17 protein-coding genes are annotated in these 17,042 nt (G+C 66.3%); 7 read left to right on the top strand and 10 right to left on the bottom strand.

Going from position 1 to position 17,042, the window contains the following annotated elements; translation table 11 throughout:
* Positions 1 to 31: 31 nt before the first annotated feature.
* The 3 genes from dapC to EL272_RS05500 all read right to left on the bottom strand — a co-directional run bounded on the left by dapC (position 32) and on the right by EL272_RS05500 (position 3,244).
* Entirely contained in the window at positions 32 to 1,141 is a 1,110-nt protein-coding gene (gene dapC / locus EL272_RS05510; protein WP_061787113.1) for a succinyldiaminopimelate transaminase, read from the bottom strand.
* Positions 1,138 to 1,458, bottom strand: coding sequence for a ferredoxin (gene fdxA / locus EL272_RS05505; protein ID WP_014846230.1), 321 nt, complete (start codon positions 1,456 to 1,458; stop codon positions 1,138 to 1,140). Before fdxA ends, dapC begins: the two co-directional genes overlap by 4 nt.
* A 70-nt stretch (positions 1,459 to 1,528) precedes the next feature.
* Complete coding sequence (locus EL272_RS05500) at positions 1,529 to 3,244, bottom strand: VanW family protein (protein WP_014846229.1); 1,716 nt, start codon at positions 3,242 to 3,244, stop codon at positions 1,529 to 1,531.
* Between the two features lie 99 nt (positions 3,245 to 3,343).
* Here EL272_RS05500 and EL272_RS05495 point away from each other — a divergent pair, with 99 nt between their 5' ends.
* A complete protein-coding gene (locus EL272_RS05495) occupies positions 3,344 to 4,564 on the top strand; it encodes an MFS transporter (protein ID WP_014846228.1) in 1,221 nt (406 codons plus the stop codon).
* Positions 4,565 to 4,568: 4 nt separating this feature from the next.
* Here EL272_RS05495 and EL272_RS05490 read toward each other — a convergent pair whose 3' ends face one another.
* From EL272_RS05490 to EL272_RS05460, 7 genes are all read right to left on the bottom strand, one after another.
* Positions 4,569 to 5,183 carry a pentapeptide repeat-containing protein gene (locus tag EL272_RS05490; RefSeq protein ID WP_014846227.1) on the bottom strand — a complete coding sequence of 205 codons (615 nt, stop codon included), beginning with the start codon at positions 5,181 to 5,183 and terminating at the stop codon, positions 4,569 to 4,571.
* 4 nt (positions 5,184 to 5,187) lie between these two features.
* Complete coding sequence (gene sppA, locus EL272_RS05485; protein ID WP_014846226.1) at positions 5,188 to 6,873, bottom strand: signal peptide peptidase SppA; 1,686 nt, start codon at positions 6,871 to 6,873, stop codon at positions 5,188 to 5,190.
* Between the two features lie 59 nt (positions 6,874 to 6,932).
* Positions 6,933 to 8,987 (bottom strand): transketolase, encoded by a 2,055-nt coding sequence (gene tkt / locus EL272_RS05480; protein WP_061787114.1) that lies wholly within the window; start codon positions 8,985 to 8,987, stop codon positions 6,933 to 6,935.
* Between the two features lie 87 nt (positions 8,988 to 9,074).
* Positions 9,075 to 9,284: a hypothetical protein gene (locus EL272_RS05475; RefSeq protein WP_014846224.1), complete on the bottom strand. Its 210-nt coding sequence runs from the start codon at positions 9,282 to 9,284 to the stop codon at positions 9,075 to 9,077.
* A gap of 30 nt (positions 9,285 to 9,314) precedes the next feature.
* Positions 9,315 to 9,809: a phosphoribosyltransferase gene (locus EL272_RS05470; RefSeq protein ID WP_014846223.1), complete on the bottom strand. Its 495-nt coding sequence runs from the start codon at positions 9,807 to 9,809 to the stop codon at positions 9,315 to 9,317.
* 17 nt (positions 9,810 to 9,826) lie between these two features.
* Positions 9,827 to 10,324 carry a GNAT family N-acetyltransferase gene (locus EL272_RS05465; protein WP_041696311.1) on the bottom strand — a complete coding sequence of 166 codons (498 nt, stop codon included), beginning with the start codon at positions 10,322 to 10,324 and terminating at the stop codon, positions 9,827 to 9,829.
* 34 nt (positions 10,325 to 10,358) lie between these two features.
* Entirely contained in the window at positions 10,359 to 11,330 is a 972-nt protein-coding gene (locus tag EL272_RS05460; RefSeq protein ID WP_061787115.1) for a sugar-binding transcriptional regulator, read from the bottom strand.
* 196 nt (positions 11,331 to 11,526) lie between these two features.
* On the opposite strand from EL272_RS05460, the gene EL272_RS05455 reads away from it, so the two are divergent.
* From EL272_RS05455 to EL272_RS05430, 6 genes are read left to right on the top strand one after another with little or no spacing between them, the layout of a single operon-like run.
* On the top strand, positions 11,527 to 12,513 hold the full coding sequence (locus EL272_RS05455; protein WP_014846220.1) for a phosphotriesterase family protein: 987 nt from the start codon (positions 11,527 to 11,529) through the stop codon (positions 12,511 to 12,513).
* Position 12,514: 1 nt separating this feature from the next.
* Positions 12,515 to 13,165, top strand: a complete 651-nt coding sequence (locus EL272_RS05450; protein WP_014846219.1) for a 3-dehydro-L-gulonate-6-phosphate decarboxylase — start codon at positions 12,515 to 12,517, stop codon at positions 13,163 to 13,165.
* Complete coding sequence (locus tag EL272_RS05445) at positions 13,162 to 14,025, top strand: L-ribulose-5-phosphate 3-epimerase (RefSeq protein WP_014846218.1); 864 nt, start codon at positions 13,162 to 13,164, stop codon at positions 14,023 to 14,025. Before EL272_RS05450 ends, EL272_RS05445 begins: the two co-directional genes overlap by 4 nt.
* Positions 14,025 to 14,693: an L-ribulose-5-phosphate 4-epimerase gene (locus EL272_RS05440; RefSeq protein WP_041697331.1), complete on the top strand. Its 669-nt coding sequence runs from the start codon at positions 14,025 to 14,027 to the stop codon at positions 14,691 to 14,693. The genes EL272_RS05445 and EL272_RS05440 overlap by 1 nt, the downstream gene beginning before the upstream one ends.
* A gap of 5 nt (positions 14,694 to 14,698) precedes the next feature.
* Positions 14,699 to 15,643, top strand: coding sequence for a sugar kinase (locus tag EL272_RS05435; protein WP_014846216.1), 945 nt, complete (start codon positions 14,699 to 14,701; stop codon positions 15,641 to 15,643).
* 12 nt (positions 15,644 to 15,655) lie between these two features.
* Positions 15,656 to 17,014, top strand: a complete 1,359-nt coding sequence (locus tag EL272_RS05430; RefSeq protein WP_061787116.1) for an MFS transporter — start codon at positions 15,656 to 15,658, stop codon at positions 17,012 to 17,014.
* Positions 17,015 to 17,042: the final 28 nt, after the last annotated feature.

Below are 17,042 nucleotides of genomic sequence, written 5' to 3'. Positions count from 1 at the left end.
GGATTCCAGCCGGAACCCGCCTCTGCCGTGATCAGTTGCCCTGAGGTTGCTCCCCCAACCGGGCGGCGGCAGAGGCGATTCGCTCATCCGTGGCGGTGAGGGCGACGCGAACGTGGGAGGCTCCGGAGGTTCCGTAGAAATCCCCCGGGGCGGCGAGAATCCCGCGCCGCGCTAGCCACGCGATGGTGTCCCGGCACGGTTCGCCGCGGGTGACCCACAGGTACAGCGACCCCTCGGAATCGTCCACCCGGAAGCCCGCAGCCTCCAAGGCGGGGCGGAGCACGGCCCGCCTGGCCAGGTAACGCCGCCGCTGCTCCTCCACGTGTTCTTGATCGGCCAGCACGGCCGTCAGGGCGGCTTGGATCGGGCCGGGAACCATCATGCCGAGGTGTTTACGGGCCTGCACCAGGTCCTGCACCACCACCGGATCGCCTGCGACGAACCCGGCGCGGTATCCGGCGGCATTCGAGCGTTTCGAAACGGAGTGCACCGCCAGCAACCCGGAGAGGTCGCCGTCGTTGACGCGCGGATCGAGGACACTGATGGCCTCTTTCTCCCAAGCGAACTCCCCGTAGCATTCGTCGCTGGCCAGCACGGCCCCCTCGCGGCGGGCAACCGCCACCCAGGAGCGCAGCTGCTCCGGGGCAAGGATGCGACCCGAGGGGTTGGCGGGCGAGTTCAACCAGACCAGCCTGGTTCCGGCCGGGATGGCGTCGGGATCGTCGCAGGCCACGGGCATGGCACCGGCAGCCCGGGCCCCCACCTCATAGGTCGGGTAGGCGATCCCGGGATGGACCACGACATCGCCTGCCCCCAGACCGAGGAAGGTGGGCAGCCAACCAACCAGTTCCTTCGTTCCGATCACGGGCAGCACGGACTCGTGCCGCAGGCCGCACGCGTTCCATCGGCGTTCCAGGTAACCGACTATGCCGTCACGCAGCTCCGGGGTGCCCCACACCGTCGGGTACCCGTGGGCATCCGACGCGGCGGCCAGTGCCTCCTTGGCGATTTCCGGGGTGGGGTCCACCGGGGTTCCGACAGACAGGTCCACGATCCCACCCGGATGCTCACCGGCCACACGCCGGGCCTCCGCCAAGGAGTCCCAAGGGAAATCTGGCAATTGCTTTGCCAGAGACATCATTCGCCCTGCGGGGGAAGCTGTTCCACCGTCGGGTGGTCGTGGTCAACGGGACCCAGACGCGCGGCCCCGCCGGGTGAGCCGAGGTCTTCGAAGAACTGAGCGTTGATGTCGAGGTATTCCTCCTGATCCTCAGGCAGGTCGTCCTCGTAGTAGATGGCCTCCACCGGGCACACGGGTTCGCATGCCCCACAGTCCACACACTCCTCGGGGTGGATGTAGAGCATCCGGTTGCCCTCGTAGATGCAATCGACGGGACATTCCTCCACACAGGCCCTGTCCTTGACGTCGACACACGGCAGGGCAATGATGTAGGTCACTTCACTCCTTCTGGTTCTTCCGCGAGAAGCTTAGCGCGCAGCGCCGGAATCGGCTTCCGCCCGAAGAACCTCAGGGGGAGCATGTGACCTTGTCTCCCGCGGCGTAGGTCCACGAGTAGTCCTCGGTTTTGGCCACTTCCCCGTTCTTGTAGAACAGCCGTTTCCAGGTGGCCGTGAAGCCCTGAATAGGGGCCTGGGGCTCACAGTTGGGAGTGGACACGACGCGCTCCTTGCCCGAGTAGTAGTTGGACTTCACCGGCTCCGTCGACTCCACCTTGTCCCATGTCGGGCGAGACCAGATCCGGAAGGTGAGGCTTCCCTTGCTGTTGGCTGTGGAGGGGGTGTTCAGGCCCTGGATGTAGGCCGGGTAGTCGGTGTTGTTCTTGAACTTCATGTCGAAGCTGCCGTAATAGATGGTGGCCTCGCGCCCCGCAGGGTAGCGGTCGAAGTACAGCGTGTGGGGCCGGTGTTCGACGTCCTCGTAGCCGGCGAAGAAACCTGCGTTGTACATGGTGGTCGCCGCCTGGGAGATGCCGCCACCGGATTCCTTGACCAGCAGACCGCCGTTGATGACGTAGCCATCGGTGAAACCGTTGGCCGGGGTGCGGGGCCCCAGGGTGTCGTTCAGGCTGAACGTCTCGCCTGGCAGGAGAACCTTGCCGTTGATGAGTTCGGCCGCCCGCCCCAGGTTCTTGTTCCGGTAGTCGGCGTGCGGGTAGTAGGTGGTGAACTCCCCGATCACCTGGGTGGGTTTGAGGGATTCCGCCCGTTCGGTGGAAAACTCCGCGGACCCGTCGATCACCTCGACGGTGGTGGTCCGGGCCTCACCACTCTGGGTCGCGGCCTTGGCAACGCCCTCTGCCAAGCCTTTCATGTCGAGCTGCTGACCGCCCTCGGCGGGCACCACCTCGATGGTGTCACCTTTGAGGGTGTAGCCGGCGTTCTTGCCCGTCACCAGGCCGAGACCGGCACGGGCCTTGGCGGTCACCTTCAGCAGCTGCTCCGGGTTGATGTGCGGAACCAGTTTGCCGTCCTCGGCCGCGAAGGTGGTGACCGAGGCGATCTGTTCCGGACTGACCTGGAAGCTCTTGTCGCGAACCTTCACCGTGACGGGACCGGAAAGCGCCGGGGTCGCGAAATTCGCGACCGCCTCGTCCACCATCGCCGATGTGACTGCGGGGGCCTGCGCCTTCGTGACGGCCGCAACCTCGCGGGTACTCGATTTCATGGCCTCGGTGACCGACGCGCTGGTGGCGTCCACGTCCAGGACCGTCGAGTCAGTGGACTCGGTGCGACTGATCGCGCCGTCCACGAAGGCGAGGGTGGCGTCGGTGCCTTCCACCTGGAAAACCGGGGCGTGGGTGGTCAGCGTCTCCTTGAGTTTCTCGGAGTCGACGTTCTTCGGCAGCTCAGTCGGGCCACCACCCAGCAGGGTCTTGAACACGTCAACCGGATTCAGGCTCGCTCCCCCGGCCGCTTTCACGGCACCTGCGTAGTCAACGCTCAAACCGCTCTCCAAGGGCGCCAGTTCAACGGAGTGCCCCTTGCCGTCGGTCACGGTCAACGCCGCCTCGTACCGAGCCCCCAACTCGGTGCGCAGGCGCTGCTCGGCATCGGCGGGATGCAGTCCGCCGATCGCCACCCCTTCAACCGTGGTGTTGGCGGGCACCTTGTCGCCAGCCAGCAAATAGGCTGCCGCGTAGGCACCACCCAACAGCACGACGAGTCCGATGCCGCCTCCTATCAACCATTTCCTGCGTAGCGATGGGGGTTTCTTGCTGGTCAATTCCGGTCCTTCTCTTGTCACCGATTGCGGGAAACGAGCCCGCCCCATGGTACGCGAGTAGGCTGGCACGTTGGCCGGGGGCCGCAGGAGGGAGACGACGTGGGAATCGGAGCACGACTTAGAGCAACCGGATTGCCCCGTACCGCATGGGTGCTGGCGACCACGACCTTCCTGATCGCCGTCGGCTTCGGGGTCGTGATCCCAGTGCTGAGCCCCTTCGCACGCACCTTCGGAGCCGACAACTTCCAGCTCGGGTTGGTGGTCTCCATGTTCGCCCTGATGCGGCTCGTCAGCAGCCCGTTCGTAACCCGGATCGGGCAGGCCGTGGGGGAACGCAACGCGATCACCCTGGGAATGGTCATCGTGGCCACCACCACCTTCGGGGTGGCGTTGTCCCCCAACCTGGCGTGGATGATAACGGTGCGGGCCCTCGGTGGAATCGGGTCCGCGATGTTCACCATCGCGGCCATGAACCTGCTGATCTCCACCACCCCACAGCACCTGAGAGGTCGCGCCTCGGGCCTGAACCAGGGCGGTTTCCTGCTCGGCAACATGGCCGGGCCCGCCATCGGGGGGTTGCTGGGTTCGATCTCCCTGCACGCGCCTTTCTATTTCTATTCGGGGATGCTGTTGGTGGCCGGATTGTTCGCCCTGCTACTGCTCCCGGCCAGGTGCGACCCTCTGCCTACTGCCGCGAAGGAGCCGCTGACGTTCTGGGAGACGTCGAGGGACATCCGTTACCGGGCCGCCTGCCTTCTCGGATTCGCCCAGGGCTGGCAGTCGATCGGGGTGCGTGCCACCTTGATCCCGGTGATCATCACCGAGGTGTACGCCCTGGAAACCGGCTGGACCGGGATGGCCTTCGCAATCGCGGCTGTGTTCCAGGCCGCGGCGCTGACCCCGGCCGGGCTGGCCACCGACCGGATCGGTCGCAAACCCGTCATGGTGACCAGCGGATTGGTATGCGGCCTGTCGGCCATCGCCATGCCCTTCGCCCCCGGGATCTGGGTGCTCATCCCGCTGCTGTGTCTCTACGGAATCGGCGCGGCCATGCAGGGCACCGCCCCCGCCGCCGCTGTGGGCGACGCCTCGGGTGGGCGTGGCGGCACCCCGGTCGCGGCCTACTCCATGATCATCGATCTGGGGGCGATCATCGGGCCCGTCGTCGTCGGCCGCCTGGTGGATGTCACCAACTACCAGGTGGGTTTCGCCGTCGGCGGTGCGCTTCTGCTGCTGGGCAGTTTCACCGCATCCCTGATCCCGCAGAAACTGGACCGGTCTTTCTTGAACCCACCGGTTCCCGAGGGCGACGACAGCTGAGAGGTCAGTGCTCGAACTCGATCCCCAGGGCTTTCAGGAGGGGCCAGGACTCTGCCGGGCTCAGCTTCAGTCCCTTCGTCCGGTTCTCCCTGGGATCGAACACGTAGCCGAAGGAACCGACGAGACTGGCCCTTTCGAGATCGGTCTGGTGGAATCTGGTCCCCTGTAGATCGCAATCGTTCATCCCGGCGTTCGCCAGCCGGGCCTCGGAGAAATCCGCCTCGCGGATCGAGCAGTCGGTGAAACGGCACCGCGCCAGATCCACCCCAACGAACCAGCAGAAGTCCATTTTGCAGCGCAGAAAATCCAACGGACGAGCAGCGAACCTGTTGATGTGTGACAGCGCCCAGTTGATCCCGGAGAGCTTCGTGCCGGTGAACCTGCACTCCCCCAGGCTGGCGTCCGTCAGGTCCGCACCGGAGAAGTTGCAGTCCTCGAAGCGACACTCGGTGAAGGACGAACCAACCAGGACCGCCCTTTCCAGGTTCACGCCCTTGAAAACGCAGTTCTCGAACTCGAAACCCCGCAGCCCGGCCCCGGGCAGGTTTCCCTCGATCACGGCGTCGGTCACCGGGCCCGGAGGGGCGCCTGCCAGTTCCGCCAGGGACAGCGCGGGCACCGGGTCAGCGCACCTTGATGTGGAAGGGCAGGCTCAGCACGCCGTGGATCGGGAGCCCGACCAGCTCGGCAGCCCGCGTCAACAGGTCGTCGGCCGTCGGGAGGGAAATCCGAGCGGACTCGGCGCGGTGTTCGCTGGAGCGTGCGGGGATGATCCTCTCCAGCACGGAACCGACCCCGATCCTGACCGGGGTGGCCTCCTCAGGATCGATGTCCGCCAGCGCGCAGACGCGCCGCCAGGCCAGGCGCCAGTCCCCGACGTGATCCACCAAACCCCGTTCGCAGGCGTCGGCTCCGCTCCACACCCTGCCCCGGGCCAGCGATTCCAGGTGTTCGTGATCCATGGCGCGGTCCTGCGCGGCCAAGGTCGTGAACTGCCGGTAGACGCGGTCGAGTTCCGCGTTGAGGCGATCCCAGTCCTCGGGGGAGAACTCCGTGGCCGTACTGAGCATCCCCGACGCCGCTCCGATCCGGATCGATTCCCGCTTCAACCCCAGCTTCTCGTAAAGCCCACGGGTCACGAACTTGCCGGCCAGAACACCGATGGAACCCGTCAACGTGGTCGCATGGGCGACGATCTCGTCGCAGGGCATCGACACGTAGTAACCGCCCGAGGCGGCCATGGCGCCCATCCGAGCCACCACGGGACGACCGGATTCACGGAGCCGCAGGATGCTCCGGCGGACGAAATCGGACGCGACGGCCGAACCGCCAGGGCTATCGACCTCGAACAGCACAGCTTTGATCTGATCGTCGCGCAAGGCCACCCGGAGGTGTTCGTCCACCACATCGGCGCCGGCGCTGGGGCCCGTGAAAGTTCCGGGACGTCCCCGGCCGGTCTCGATGGGACCGCGCAGGCTGACGACCGCGACCTTCGGCCGGTCCCTCCGGAACGCCCCCACGAGGTTGGGACGCGGCTGGTACCGGGACGCGTAGAGCAGGTCCCCGGGTTTCGCGGCCCATTCGGCGAGCACCTTTGCGTAGGCCTCGTCGCGGTAGCCGATCTCGTCGATGAGACCCAGTTCCTTGGCGCGTTCAGGCACAACCGGGGAGCTGTTGACGGCCTCCCACACGGTTTCCAGCGCCACTCCCCGTCGCCTGGCGATGACCGCCACGGTGTCGTCCACTGCGGACTGGGCCAGACGGTGGGTCATCTCCCGGTTGGCCTCGGTGACCTCGGGCGCCACGAACTGGTCCGCTGCGGTCTTGTACTCGTGGCGTTGCCCGAACTGCGGGGTGACCCCCGCCTTCTCCAGCAACCCGCGGAAGAGGGTGATGTCGACCTCGACACCGCCGATGCCGAGCGCTCCGGTCGGTTGGAGCCAGACCGTGCGGCAGGCTGTGGCGAGCTTGTAGGCGGCCAAGGAGTTGCTGAGTTCCCCGAACGACTCGGCCCACGCCATGGTCGGCCGTCTCGTCCCGAAGGCCTCGATCAGGTGGGCTATCTCATCCATCACCGTCATCGGCTGGCCGCAGTCCACGGCGTGGACGATCAGCCCTGCGACGCGCTCATCCTTGACCGCTTCCGTGAGGTGTTCGCGAAGGTCGCTGACGGCTGTTGCGCCCACCACCTGGAGCATCTGCAGGGGGTTTCGCGGGAAGGTCTCCAACACGCCCCGGGCCAGGTCGAGTTCGAGCACAATGCGCCGGGTGGGGCGGGGCAACTTGTCGAGGAAGGACTTGAGCACCATGCAGCAAGCCTACCGACAGCCACCAACGCCCCACCCGGGAAGCGGGTTCGCGGCAGTTCTCAGAGCACGGAACGGGCCGTCTTGATCACGTTGTCGACCGTGAACCCGTACTCCTCGAAGCACTTCGACCCGGCGGCCGACGCGCCGAAACACTCGATGCTGATGCTGGCCCCGGCATCTCCGACGTACCTGCCCCAGCCCATGGCGATACCGGCCTCGATGGAAACCCTGGCCTTCACGTCCTTGGGCAGCACCGACTCGCGGTATTCGGGGTCCTGCTCGTCGAACCATTCCGTGCAGGGCATGGACACCACACGGGTGGGGACGTTGTCCTCCTCCAGTTTCGCGGCGGCCTCGAGGGCCAGGGCAACCTCGGAGCCGGAAGCGATCAGGATCAGCCTCGGCTTGTCGGAGGCCTCCTTCAGCACGTAGCCCCCACGGGCGACCCCCTCCGCGGAGGAGTACTCGTCGCCGCGCGCCACGATGCGCAGGTCCTGGCGGGACAGGATGATCCCCGCGGGACGATCGGTGCGGCGCAGGATCTCACCCCACGCGACGGAGGTCTCATTGGCGTCCGCGGGACGCACCACGTCCAGGTTGGGGATGGCGCGCAGCGACGCGAGGTGCTCCACGGGCTGATGGGTGGGGCCGTCCTCACCGACCCCGATTGAATCGTGGCTCCACACGAAAATGGAGGGCAGGTTCATCAGGGCCGCCAGCCGGACCGCGGGACGCATGTAATCGGCGAACACCATGAACGTGCCACCGTAGGCGCGGGTCAGGCCCGACAGCACGATGCCGTTGATGATGCCACCCATCGCATGCTCGCGGATTCCGAAGTGGATGGTGCGCCCATAGGGATTCCCGGGCCAGTCCTCGGCCTGCCGCGCATCGGGCAGGAAGCTCGGTTCACCCTTCATGGTGGTGTTGTTGGAACCCGCAAGGTCGGCGGAACCACCCCACAGTTCCGGCAGCTGGGGGGCCAGCGCGGACAGCACCTCCCCGGACGCCTTGCGGGTGGACATCTTGCCCTCCTCGAAGACCGGGAGCTTCAGGTCGGCGGGAAGCTTGCGGGCACGGACCCGCGCCAGCAAGGAGGCCCGCTTCGGGTTCGCCGCCTTCCAGGCCTCGAATTTCTCGTCCCACTCGGCACGATCCGCCTTGCCCCGGGACGCGGCGTTGGCCCGGGCGTGGGCGACGGCCTCCTCGTCAATTGCGAAGGGCTCCGCCGGGAAACCGAGCTTCTCCTTGAGGGCCGCGATCTCCTCGGCCCCGATCTTGGCGCCATGGATGGCGTGATGCCCGGCCTTGTTCGGCAGCGGCCAGCCGATGATGGTGTCGAGTTTGATGATCGAGGGTTTGTCCCTGACGGCCTTGGCCGCCCGGATGGCCGAGAGCAGCGCATCGAGGTCCTCCTCGTACCCGGTGCCACCGTTGGTCCAGTCGACCTCCTGGGTATGCCAGCCGAGCGCGTCGTAGCGGCCCAGGACATCCTCGGTGAAGGCGATGTTGGTGTCTCCCTCAATGGTGATCCGGTTGGCGTCGTAGATCACGATGAGGTTGCCGAGGTCCTGGGTGGCCGCCAGCGACGAGGCTTCCGCGGCCACGCCCTCCTGGAGGCAGCCGTCCCCGACGAGGCAGTAGACGAAGTGGTCGAAGACAGACTTGCCCTCGGGGGCGTCCGGATCGAACAGGCCACGTTCCCTGCGTGCGGCCATGGCCATGCCGACCGCGTTGCTGATGCCCGCGCCGAGGGGCCCGGTGGTGCACTCGACGAACCGGGTGTGGCCGTACTCGGGGTGTCCCGCGCACTTGGATCCCCAGGTCCGCAGCGACTTCAGGTCGTCGAGTTCGAGATCCGCACCTGCGAGGTAGAGCTGGCAGTACTGGGCCAGGGAAGCATGCCCGATCGACAGGACGAAGCGGTCACGACCGAGCCACTTGTCATCGGTCGGGTCCACCTTCATGACCTTCTGGTAGAGCAGGTAGACCACGGGGGCCAGTGATATCGGGGTTCCGGGGTGGCCGTTGCCGACCTTCTCCACGGCGTCGGCGGCGAGAATCCTCGCCGTGTCAACGGCTCGGGTGTCCAGTTCGGTCCAGTCGAGGGTCATGTTCCGTCCTTTGAGCTCCTGAGAGATGGGGCAACTGCGCCCGCAGCCCCACACTATCGGATTGTTAACGTAAACACCTGCGTTGTGTCAGATGTCCGTGACGTTGATGGAAAGCCCTGCCCACCGGGGCAGCGCGGTGAGCGAGTCCTCTTCCCCCGCCACGGACTCATCCTCCGGGGAAACCGTCCCGGGAACTGATCCGGGCGTTATGGGGCGGATGGTCTCCCCCAGTGCCTCACGGACAAGACGCCCGAGGTCAGAACCACCTTCGGAATCGTGGGTGCGGATCTCAGCCATGGCCCGGATTTTACTTGGGGCCGCCGACAATCAGCGCAGGGGTGGTCTGGCGGACCACGGGAACACGATCCAGCGATCGGTGTGCCTCCAGCAGAAATCCGGTTTCACGATCGTGGTCGGCTTGGAATAGAGCACCGCGCTGCGAACATCGGCCCCGAACCCGCGCAGCAGTTTCACCACCAGCGAGAGAGTGCGCCCCGAGTCCGCTACGTCGTCCACCACGAGAAGCTGCCTGCCTGCGATGGATTCGGTATCCAGCATGGGGGCCAGCAGAACCGGATCGGGGAGGGTCTGGTGCACGTCGGTGTAGAACTCGACATTGATCGCGTCGGTGAGCTTCACCCCGAGTCGGTAGGTCAACGCCCCGGCCGGAATCATGCCGCCCCGGGCGATCGCGATTATCACCGAGGGGAGGAACCCGGATTCGTGGATCTGGAGCGCGAGGTCGTCGGCGGCCTCCCCAAGCCCTTCCCAGGTGAGCACCTCCCTACCTTCGTGGTCGCTGGTGTCGCCGTGGTAAACCATGGCGGAATGCTACCGAGTCAGTCGAAGCAGTGGGTGACGAACACGATGTCCAGCCAGCGCCCGAATTTCCTGCCGACCTCCGGGAGCACGGCCGACTCGACGAATCCCAGGTTCTTGTGGAAAGCCCGGGAGGCCGCGTTGTCGGCGTCGAGGACACCGATCATGACGTGGACCCCTCGGCCCCGGGCGTGGTCGAGGAGGGCACCCAGCAGCATCCGGCCGGCCCCGTCCGAACGGCTTCCCCCGGCCACGTAGACGGAGTGTTCGACGGTGTGGCGGTAGGCCGCCTTGTCGCGGAACGGCCCGTAGCTGGCGAACCCGACCACCCGGCCGTCCTCCTCGAGGACCAGCACGGGATGTCCTTGGTTCCGCAGCCGCTCGAACCAGGCGGTGCGTTCCTCGAGGGTGGCCGGTTCGACGTCGTAGGAGGCGGTGGTGGCCACCCCACCCTCGTTGTAGATCTCCACGATGGCAGGGAGGTCCTCATGGCTGGCGGAGCGGATCACGGGAGGCATGGATTCATGCTAGGGGCCCCTCGGTGGCGAGGCCTCAGGGCCGGTAGCCGAGAAGCAGCCGGGCCGTCTCCTCGTCCGTGGCCAGGGCCGAGACGAACCCGGTGCGCAGGCTCGCGTGCAGGGCGGGCACCTTGGCAACCCCCCAGGCCACCAGGAGGGCGAGATCGATCCCCTCCAGCCGCTCCGGGGGCATGGAGATGATCCTCTCGCACATCCGGTCCTTCACGTGTTCTCCCCGGGCGTTGAAATAGTGCCCGCACATGTGGGCCACGGCCCCCCTGCAGTGCACGTCCAGGGCGATCTCGGGAGTGATCCACGGTTCCAGGATCGCCCCCGGGTATCCATGGGGCCCGACCGCCCCCACCCCGACCAGCGCGATGTCCGAGCGGGCCGCGAGTTCCAGGGTCGTCAGCACCAGCTCCTCCTGCTTCATCGCCTGGGCCATGGCGGCGGACCCCAGTACCAGGGGCACCGGCATGGGCCGGTAGGTTCCACCCAGCCGCCTGGCCATCCGTCTGCACAGCTCCGGGGAGTCCACGAGGTCGGTTCCCACCTGCCCCAGCGAACCCACCATCTGAACGACGTTGCTGTACTGCCACTGGCGCCTCGGCATGGCGGCCACGACGCTCGCGACCGAGGTGCCGTTCGAGAGGGCGAGAATGGTGTGGGAGTTGCCCGCCTCGGCGATCACCGACGCCGCGACCTCCCCCACCGCCTCCGCCGGGGTTCGTTCGGGGCTCTGGGCGACGGCCACCGTCTTGAGCCGGAACCGCCTGGCCAGCTGCCGTTCCAGCTCGAAGGCCTGTTCGAGGGGGTGCTCGATCCGGATCTTGACCATCCGTCGCTGCCGGGCCTCGGACAGCAACCTGGAAACCGTGGGACGCGAATAGCCGATCTCCTTCGCGATCGCCGCCTGGTTCAGGCCCTGGACGTAGTACAGCCGCGCCACCTCCAACAGCAACTGGATGTGTCCCCGATCCGCTTCCGGCAATTCCCCTGCGCACATATGTGCCTCTTCCTCGACACCCCCTCCAACATCATCGACCTTACCTCCTTGACATTCCGGGATACGACGCCTCGGCAACACTCTCACTGCGCACAAATGTTCACTCTCAGGGTGGCGGTGGAGCGTTCTGCCACCAACGATTGGGGTACGGGCAAAGGAGCCGGAAGGCGGCTCCACCGACATCAGGAGGCCAGGAATGCAACTCGTTCGCACCATCCTCGGAGACATCGCCCCGGAGCGTCTCGGCGTTGTCAACGCCCACGACCACCTCATCCGGGTCGGCGCCGGTGAGGTCTACATCGATCCCGACCACCAGCTCGCGGACGTCGACAAGGCCGTGGAGGAGGCCACCCGCTTCGTCACGGCCTCGAAGAACTGGGCGGCCGCCGGCACGGTCGTCGACATGTGCCCCGCCAACTGCGGGCGCGACCTGAACAAGCTGGCCGAGGTCAACCGCCGAGTCCCCGACCTGCACGTGGTGGCGGCCACCGGTTTCCACCGGGAACACGTCTACCTGGAAACCCAGTCGCACTGGGTGTCCCGCTACACCGTCGACCAGATCGCCGACCTGTTGATCGCCGACATCACCGAGGGCATCGACGCCAACGACTACTCGGGTCCGATCGTCAACCGGACGGGACACAAGGCGGGCGTCATCAAGGTGGCCACCGCATACGGCAAGATCACCGCCTTCGAGCACAAGTGCATGGAGGCCGCAGCTGCCGCGTCCATCGCCACCGGGGCACCCATCAACACCCACACCACCTACGGGACCTGCGGTCTCGAACAGGCCCAGGAGCTAATCAGGCTGGGCGTTGCCCCGGAGAAGATCGCCATCGGCCACATCCAGCGCAACGCCGACATCTACTACCTGACCCAGATCCTGGAGACCGGTGTCTACCTGGAGATCGACGGCACCTACCGCATCAAGTACCAACCCGACTCCAACCGCATCATGGAGCTGCGCGAGCTGGGCGAACGCGGCCACGGCAAGCGCATCCTGCTCGGCACCGACTCCGGCAAACGCTCGTACCAGAAGGCCTACGGTTCCGTCACGGGCGTCGATTTCAACCCCGCCAACGACGGTCCCCGCATGCTCGCCGAGGGGTTCGACCGGGCCTACGTCGAAGACCTTCTCATGCACAACGGCCAGCGGTTCTTCGCTTTCGTCGAGGAGGACTGACATGCGGCCGAGACTGCAGGTCGCGGTGGACAACCCGGATCTCGTCTCCGCCCTCTCGGCCCTCAACAGGGCCGAACCCGCGGTCGATGTCATCGAGTGCGGCACGATCCTGATCATCGCCGAGGGTCTGCGGGCCGTGCGCGAGATCCGGGCCCTGTACCCGGGAAAGACGATCCTGGCCGATGTCCGGATCGCCGAGGCCGGGTCGCTGATCTCCCGTCACTGCTTCGAGGCCGGGGCCACCTGGGTCTCCTGCGTCTCGGGCGCATCCCTGGCCACCATCGGTCAGGTGGTCAAAGTCGCCGCGGAGTTCGGCGGCGAGGTGCAGGTGGAGCTCGGCGAGAGCTACGACGCCGAACGCGCCAGGGCCTGGCGGGAGCTGGGCGTGGGGCACGTCATCGTGAAACGCTCGCGCGACCGGGAGGCCGCCGGGGATCTCAGCTGGGGTCCCGACGACCTGGCGCGGATCTCGGAACTGGCCGGCCTGGGTTTCACGGTGACCATCACGGGCGGCATCAAGGCCGCTGAACTCGGCGCCTTCGCCGGCGCCCCCGTCGGGGTGGTCATCGCCGGGCGCAGCATCATGGGGGCCCGGGATCCCCTCGCGGCCGCGCAGGAACTGCAGGAGGCCATCGGGAGGACCTGGCCATGAGGGGCATCAAACTCGGAATCTACGAGAAGGCGCTCGTCGGGCTGCCCGACTGGGCGGCGTTCTTCGCCCAGGTGCCCGATGCGGGATTCAGTTTCGTCGACCTGTCGATCGATGAGACTCCCGAACGGGCCGCACGCCTGGACTGGGATCGCGCCACGCGCAGGCTGGTCCGCGATGCGGCCGCGGACGCGCAGGTCCAGATCGGTGGTCTGTGCCTCAGCCTGCACCGCTCGGTCATGCCCGGCTCGGCCGACCCGGAGATGCGGCGGCGTGCCGCCGATGTCTACCGGAAGGGCATCCACCTGGCCTCCGATCTCGGCGTCGGGGTGGTGCAGGTGGCGGGATACTACGCCTACTACGAGCCCGCCGATCCCGGGGCGCGACAACGCTACGTCGACACCCTGCTCGATGCGGTTCCCCACGCCGCACGGGAGGGGATCGTGCTCGGGATCGAAAACGTCGACGGAAACGACATCGCGTCCGTACCCGACGTGATGGAACTGGTCGAATTGGCGGATTCCCCCTGGGTGCAGTGCTACCCGGACGTGGGAAACATCGCGGGACACGGCGGGGAATCGGCGGCAGAGCTGCAGGCCGGTGAAGGACACATCGTGGCCCTTCACGTGAAGGACGTCCTGCCGGGCCAGCCCCGGCGGGTTCCCTTCGGAACCGGAATCGCCGATTTCGATTCCGCGTTCAAGGAACTGGCACGCCAGGGCTGGTCGGGCCGGGTCATGCTCGAGATGTGGCATGACGACGCCCCCGATTCCCTGGCCAGCTGCCGGGTGGCGAGGAAATTCATTGAGGAGAAGGCCGCGGCCGCGGGGCTGCGGATCGTCGAGGACAGGAGTCGGCAATGATGCTGGAAGAACTGCGCGAACAGGTGTGGAAGGGAAACCTGGCGTTGCCCGCCAATGGGCTGGTCGCCTGGACGGGAGGCAACCTGTCGGCCATAACGGCCGACCGGGAGCTCATCGTCATCAAACCCTCCGGGATGCTCTACACCGACATGACGCCCGCCGACATGGTGGTGGTGGACTCCACCGGGCGCGTCGTCGACGGCGACCGGGGCCCGTCCTCCGACACGGCCTCCCACCTGGCCATCTACGCGGGCAGGGAGGATGTCGGATCGGTGGTGCACACCCACTCCCGCTACGCCACTGCCTTCGCCGCGGTCGGCAAACCCATCCCGTGCTGCCTGACCGCCATCGCCGACGAGTTCGGCGGTCCCGTGCCGTGCGGCGGCTACGCCCAGATCGGTTCCGACGCCATCGGCCGTGAACTGCTGGCAGCCATCGGGGACTCCCCCGCCGTCCTGATGCGACAGCACGGCGTCTTCACCATCGGATCCACGATCAACAAGGCCCTCCAGGCGGCCGTGATGGTGGAGGACGTGGCACACACGGTCTTCGCCGCCATGCAGCTCGGGCAGATCGAGGAACTGCCCGCCGCGGAGATCGCGGCCAACCATGACAGATACACCAACCGCTACGGAACCATCAACGCTTCCACCGGAGTAAGCAGGTAAAACAGATGTTCGACCTCACAACCATCGGCGAAGGCCAGATCCGCCTGACCGTTCCCCAGGGGGAACGCCTCTCCAACACCCGTCAGCTGCGCATGACCGCGGCCTGCTCCGAGGCCAATGTCGCAGGGCTCCTCTCCCAGCTGGGCCGCCACACGTCCTGGTGCTCGGTACTGCCACACAGCGACCTGGCGGAACGCTGCATCTCCGAGTTCCGCTCGGTCGGGGTGGACATGAGCAACATGATCCGAGTGCCCGAGGGCAGGGTGGCGCTCTACTTCATGGAGCCCGGTGAACCCCCCATGCCATCGCGGGTCACCTACGACCGCTTGAACACCGCCTTCCGTGAGATCCGTGTCGAAGACGTGAACTGGGATTCAATGCTGAACACCCGGTTGGTGTTCGTCACCGGGATCACCACCGCCCTGACCAAGGCGACCGCCAAGGTGATCCGTCACTTCGTGGACGCCGCCCATGAACGGAACATCGACATCGCCCTCGACGTGAACTACCGCGGTCTCCTCTGGAGCCCCGAACGGGCCCGCGAGGTGTTGACGGGAATCGCATCCAGGAGCAGGATCATCTTCTGCTCCCGGAAGGACGCCGGAATCGTCTTCGGGATCGAAGGTGAACGGGCCGAGGTCTCGCGCCAGCTCCGCGAGGCCTTCGGGGCGGAGTACGTCGTCTCCACCGACGGGCACAACGGCGTCTACTACGCCGGACCCGACGGCCTCGACGACCGCCAGGTGGACATCGTTCCCGTCATAGACCGTCCCGGTGCCGGTGACTCCTTCGTCGCCGCCACGCTGCACGGTTTCCTGGGCGGCGACGTGCGTCAGGGAATCAGCTACGGCCTGCGGGTCTCCAAGTACGCCCTCACCCACCACGGTGACCTCACCCACATCACCCCGTCGGAGCTGGCGATTCCCACCACCACCGACATCATCCGTTGACCGGAGGATCCGATGAGCACTCAAAACGTTCCTCCCGCTGCGCAGAACGCAAGCGATCAGATCGACGCGAAACCCCTGACCGGAAACCAGAAGAACCTGATCACCCTGGTGATCGTGGCCAACATCTCCGAATTCTTCGACATGTTCTTGATCGGGTTCGTGGTCTCGCTGCTCACAAAACCCTGGAACCTCACCGGCTGGGAGGCCGGGATCATCCTGGCCTGTTCCGGGCTCGGAACCGTCATCGGCTCCATCATGTGGGGAGCACTGGCCGACCGGATCGGGCGGCGTCGCTGCTTCTTCTGGTGCGTGCTGTTGTTCACCGTGTTCACGGCCATCACCCTCCTGACTCCCGAACGCGGCTGGATCATGCTCGCCGTACTGCGGGTACTGGTCGGCATGGGTGTCGGTGGTCTGAACATCACATCCATTCCCTACGTGCAGGAATTCGTGCCCGCGAAACGCCGCGGCCTGCTGGCGGGCCTGGCCTCCGTGTTCATCCCGCTGGGTCTGCTGCTGGGCGCCCAGGCCCAGCAATGGCTCGCCGGTCCCATCGGCTGGCGTGGACTGATTGCACTCGGGGCGCTGCCCGTCCTGCTGCTGATCTGGCTGCGCCAGATGCCGGAATCACCGCGTTTCCTCCAGATCACCGGGCGCGATGACGAGGCGAGGTCGGCGTATGCCTGGGCCCTGCAGATCCCGACCGAACAGGTTGGCGCCCTGCCGCGGATCGAGGCCACGAGCAAGTCGTCGTTCGGTGTCGTGTTCCGGAAGTATCCGAAGCAACTCGCCATCATCACCCTCGGCTCGTTCAGCTTCATCCTGGGTTCCTTCACGGTCCAGTCCTGGGGGCAGACCCTGCTCAAGGACGGTTTCGGTTTCGAGGCGACCATGGTGGGTGGGTTGTTCACCATCGTATCGGTGGCCGACATGCTCGGGCGCCTCGGATCGGCATGGCTGGCCGACCGGATCGGGCGCCGCTGGGTGATGCTGAGTTTCGGCCTGCTCGGCGCGGTCGGCTGTGTGATCGCCGCACTCGCGCAGGACCCGTGGCTCTTCTTCGCCGGGATCCTGGTCGTCATGACCTTCGGGGACGGCGCGTTCGGGATCCTGAACGCCTTCGGGGCGGAGCAGTTCCCGAACGAGGCGCGATCCACCGGTCTGGGGCTCGGTTACGGCATCGGTGCGATGGCAAAGGTGGTCGGTCCGTTCTTGATGGGTGCCCTCATCGGCGGTGACGCCATCAAGCAGAACGTCACCAGGGACGCCGTGCCACCCGCGTTCTACCTTTTCGCGGTGTTGTTGGTCATCGGCGGTGTGCTCTACATGTTCGCCAAGGAGACCCGCAACGTCTCCTTGGAGAAGATCTGATTCCCACATCCGTGTCGTGGGTCCCGGT

Source organism: Arachnia propionica (genome assembly GCF_900637725.1).
Lineage (GTDB): Bacteria > Actinomycetota > Actinomycetes > Propionibacteriales > Propionibacteriaceae > Arachnia > Arachnia propionica.
This window is presented reverse-complemented; position numbering and strand designations above follow the sequence as displayed.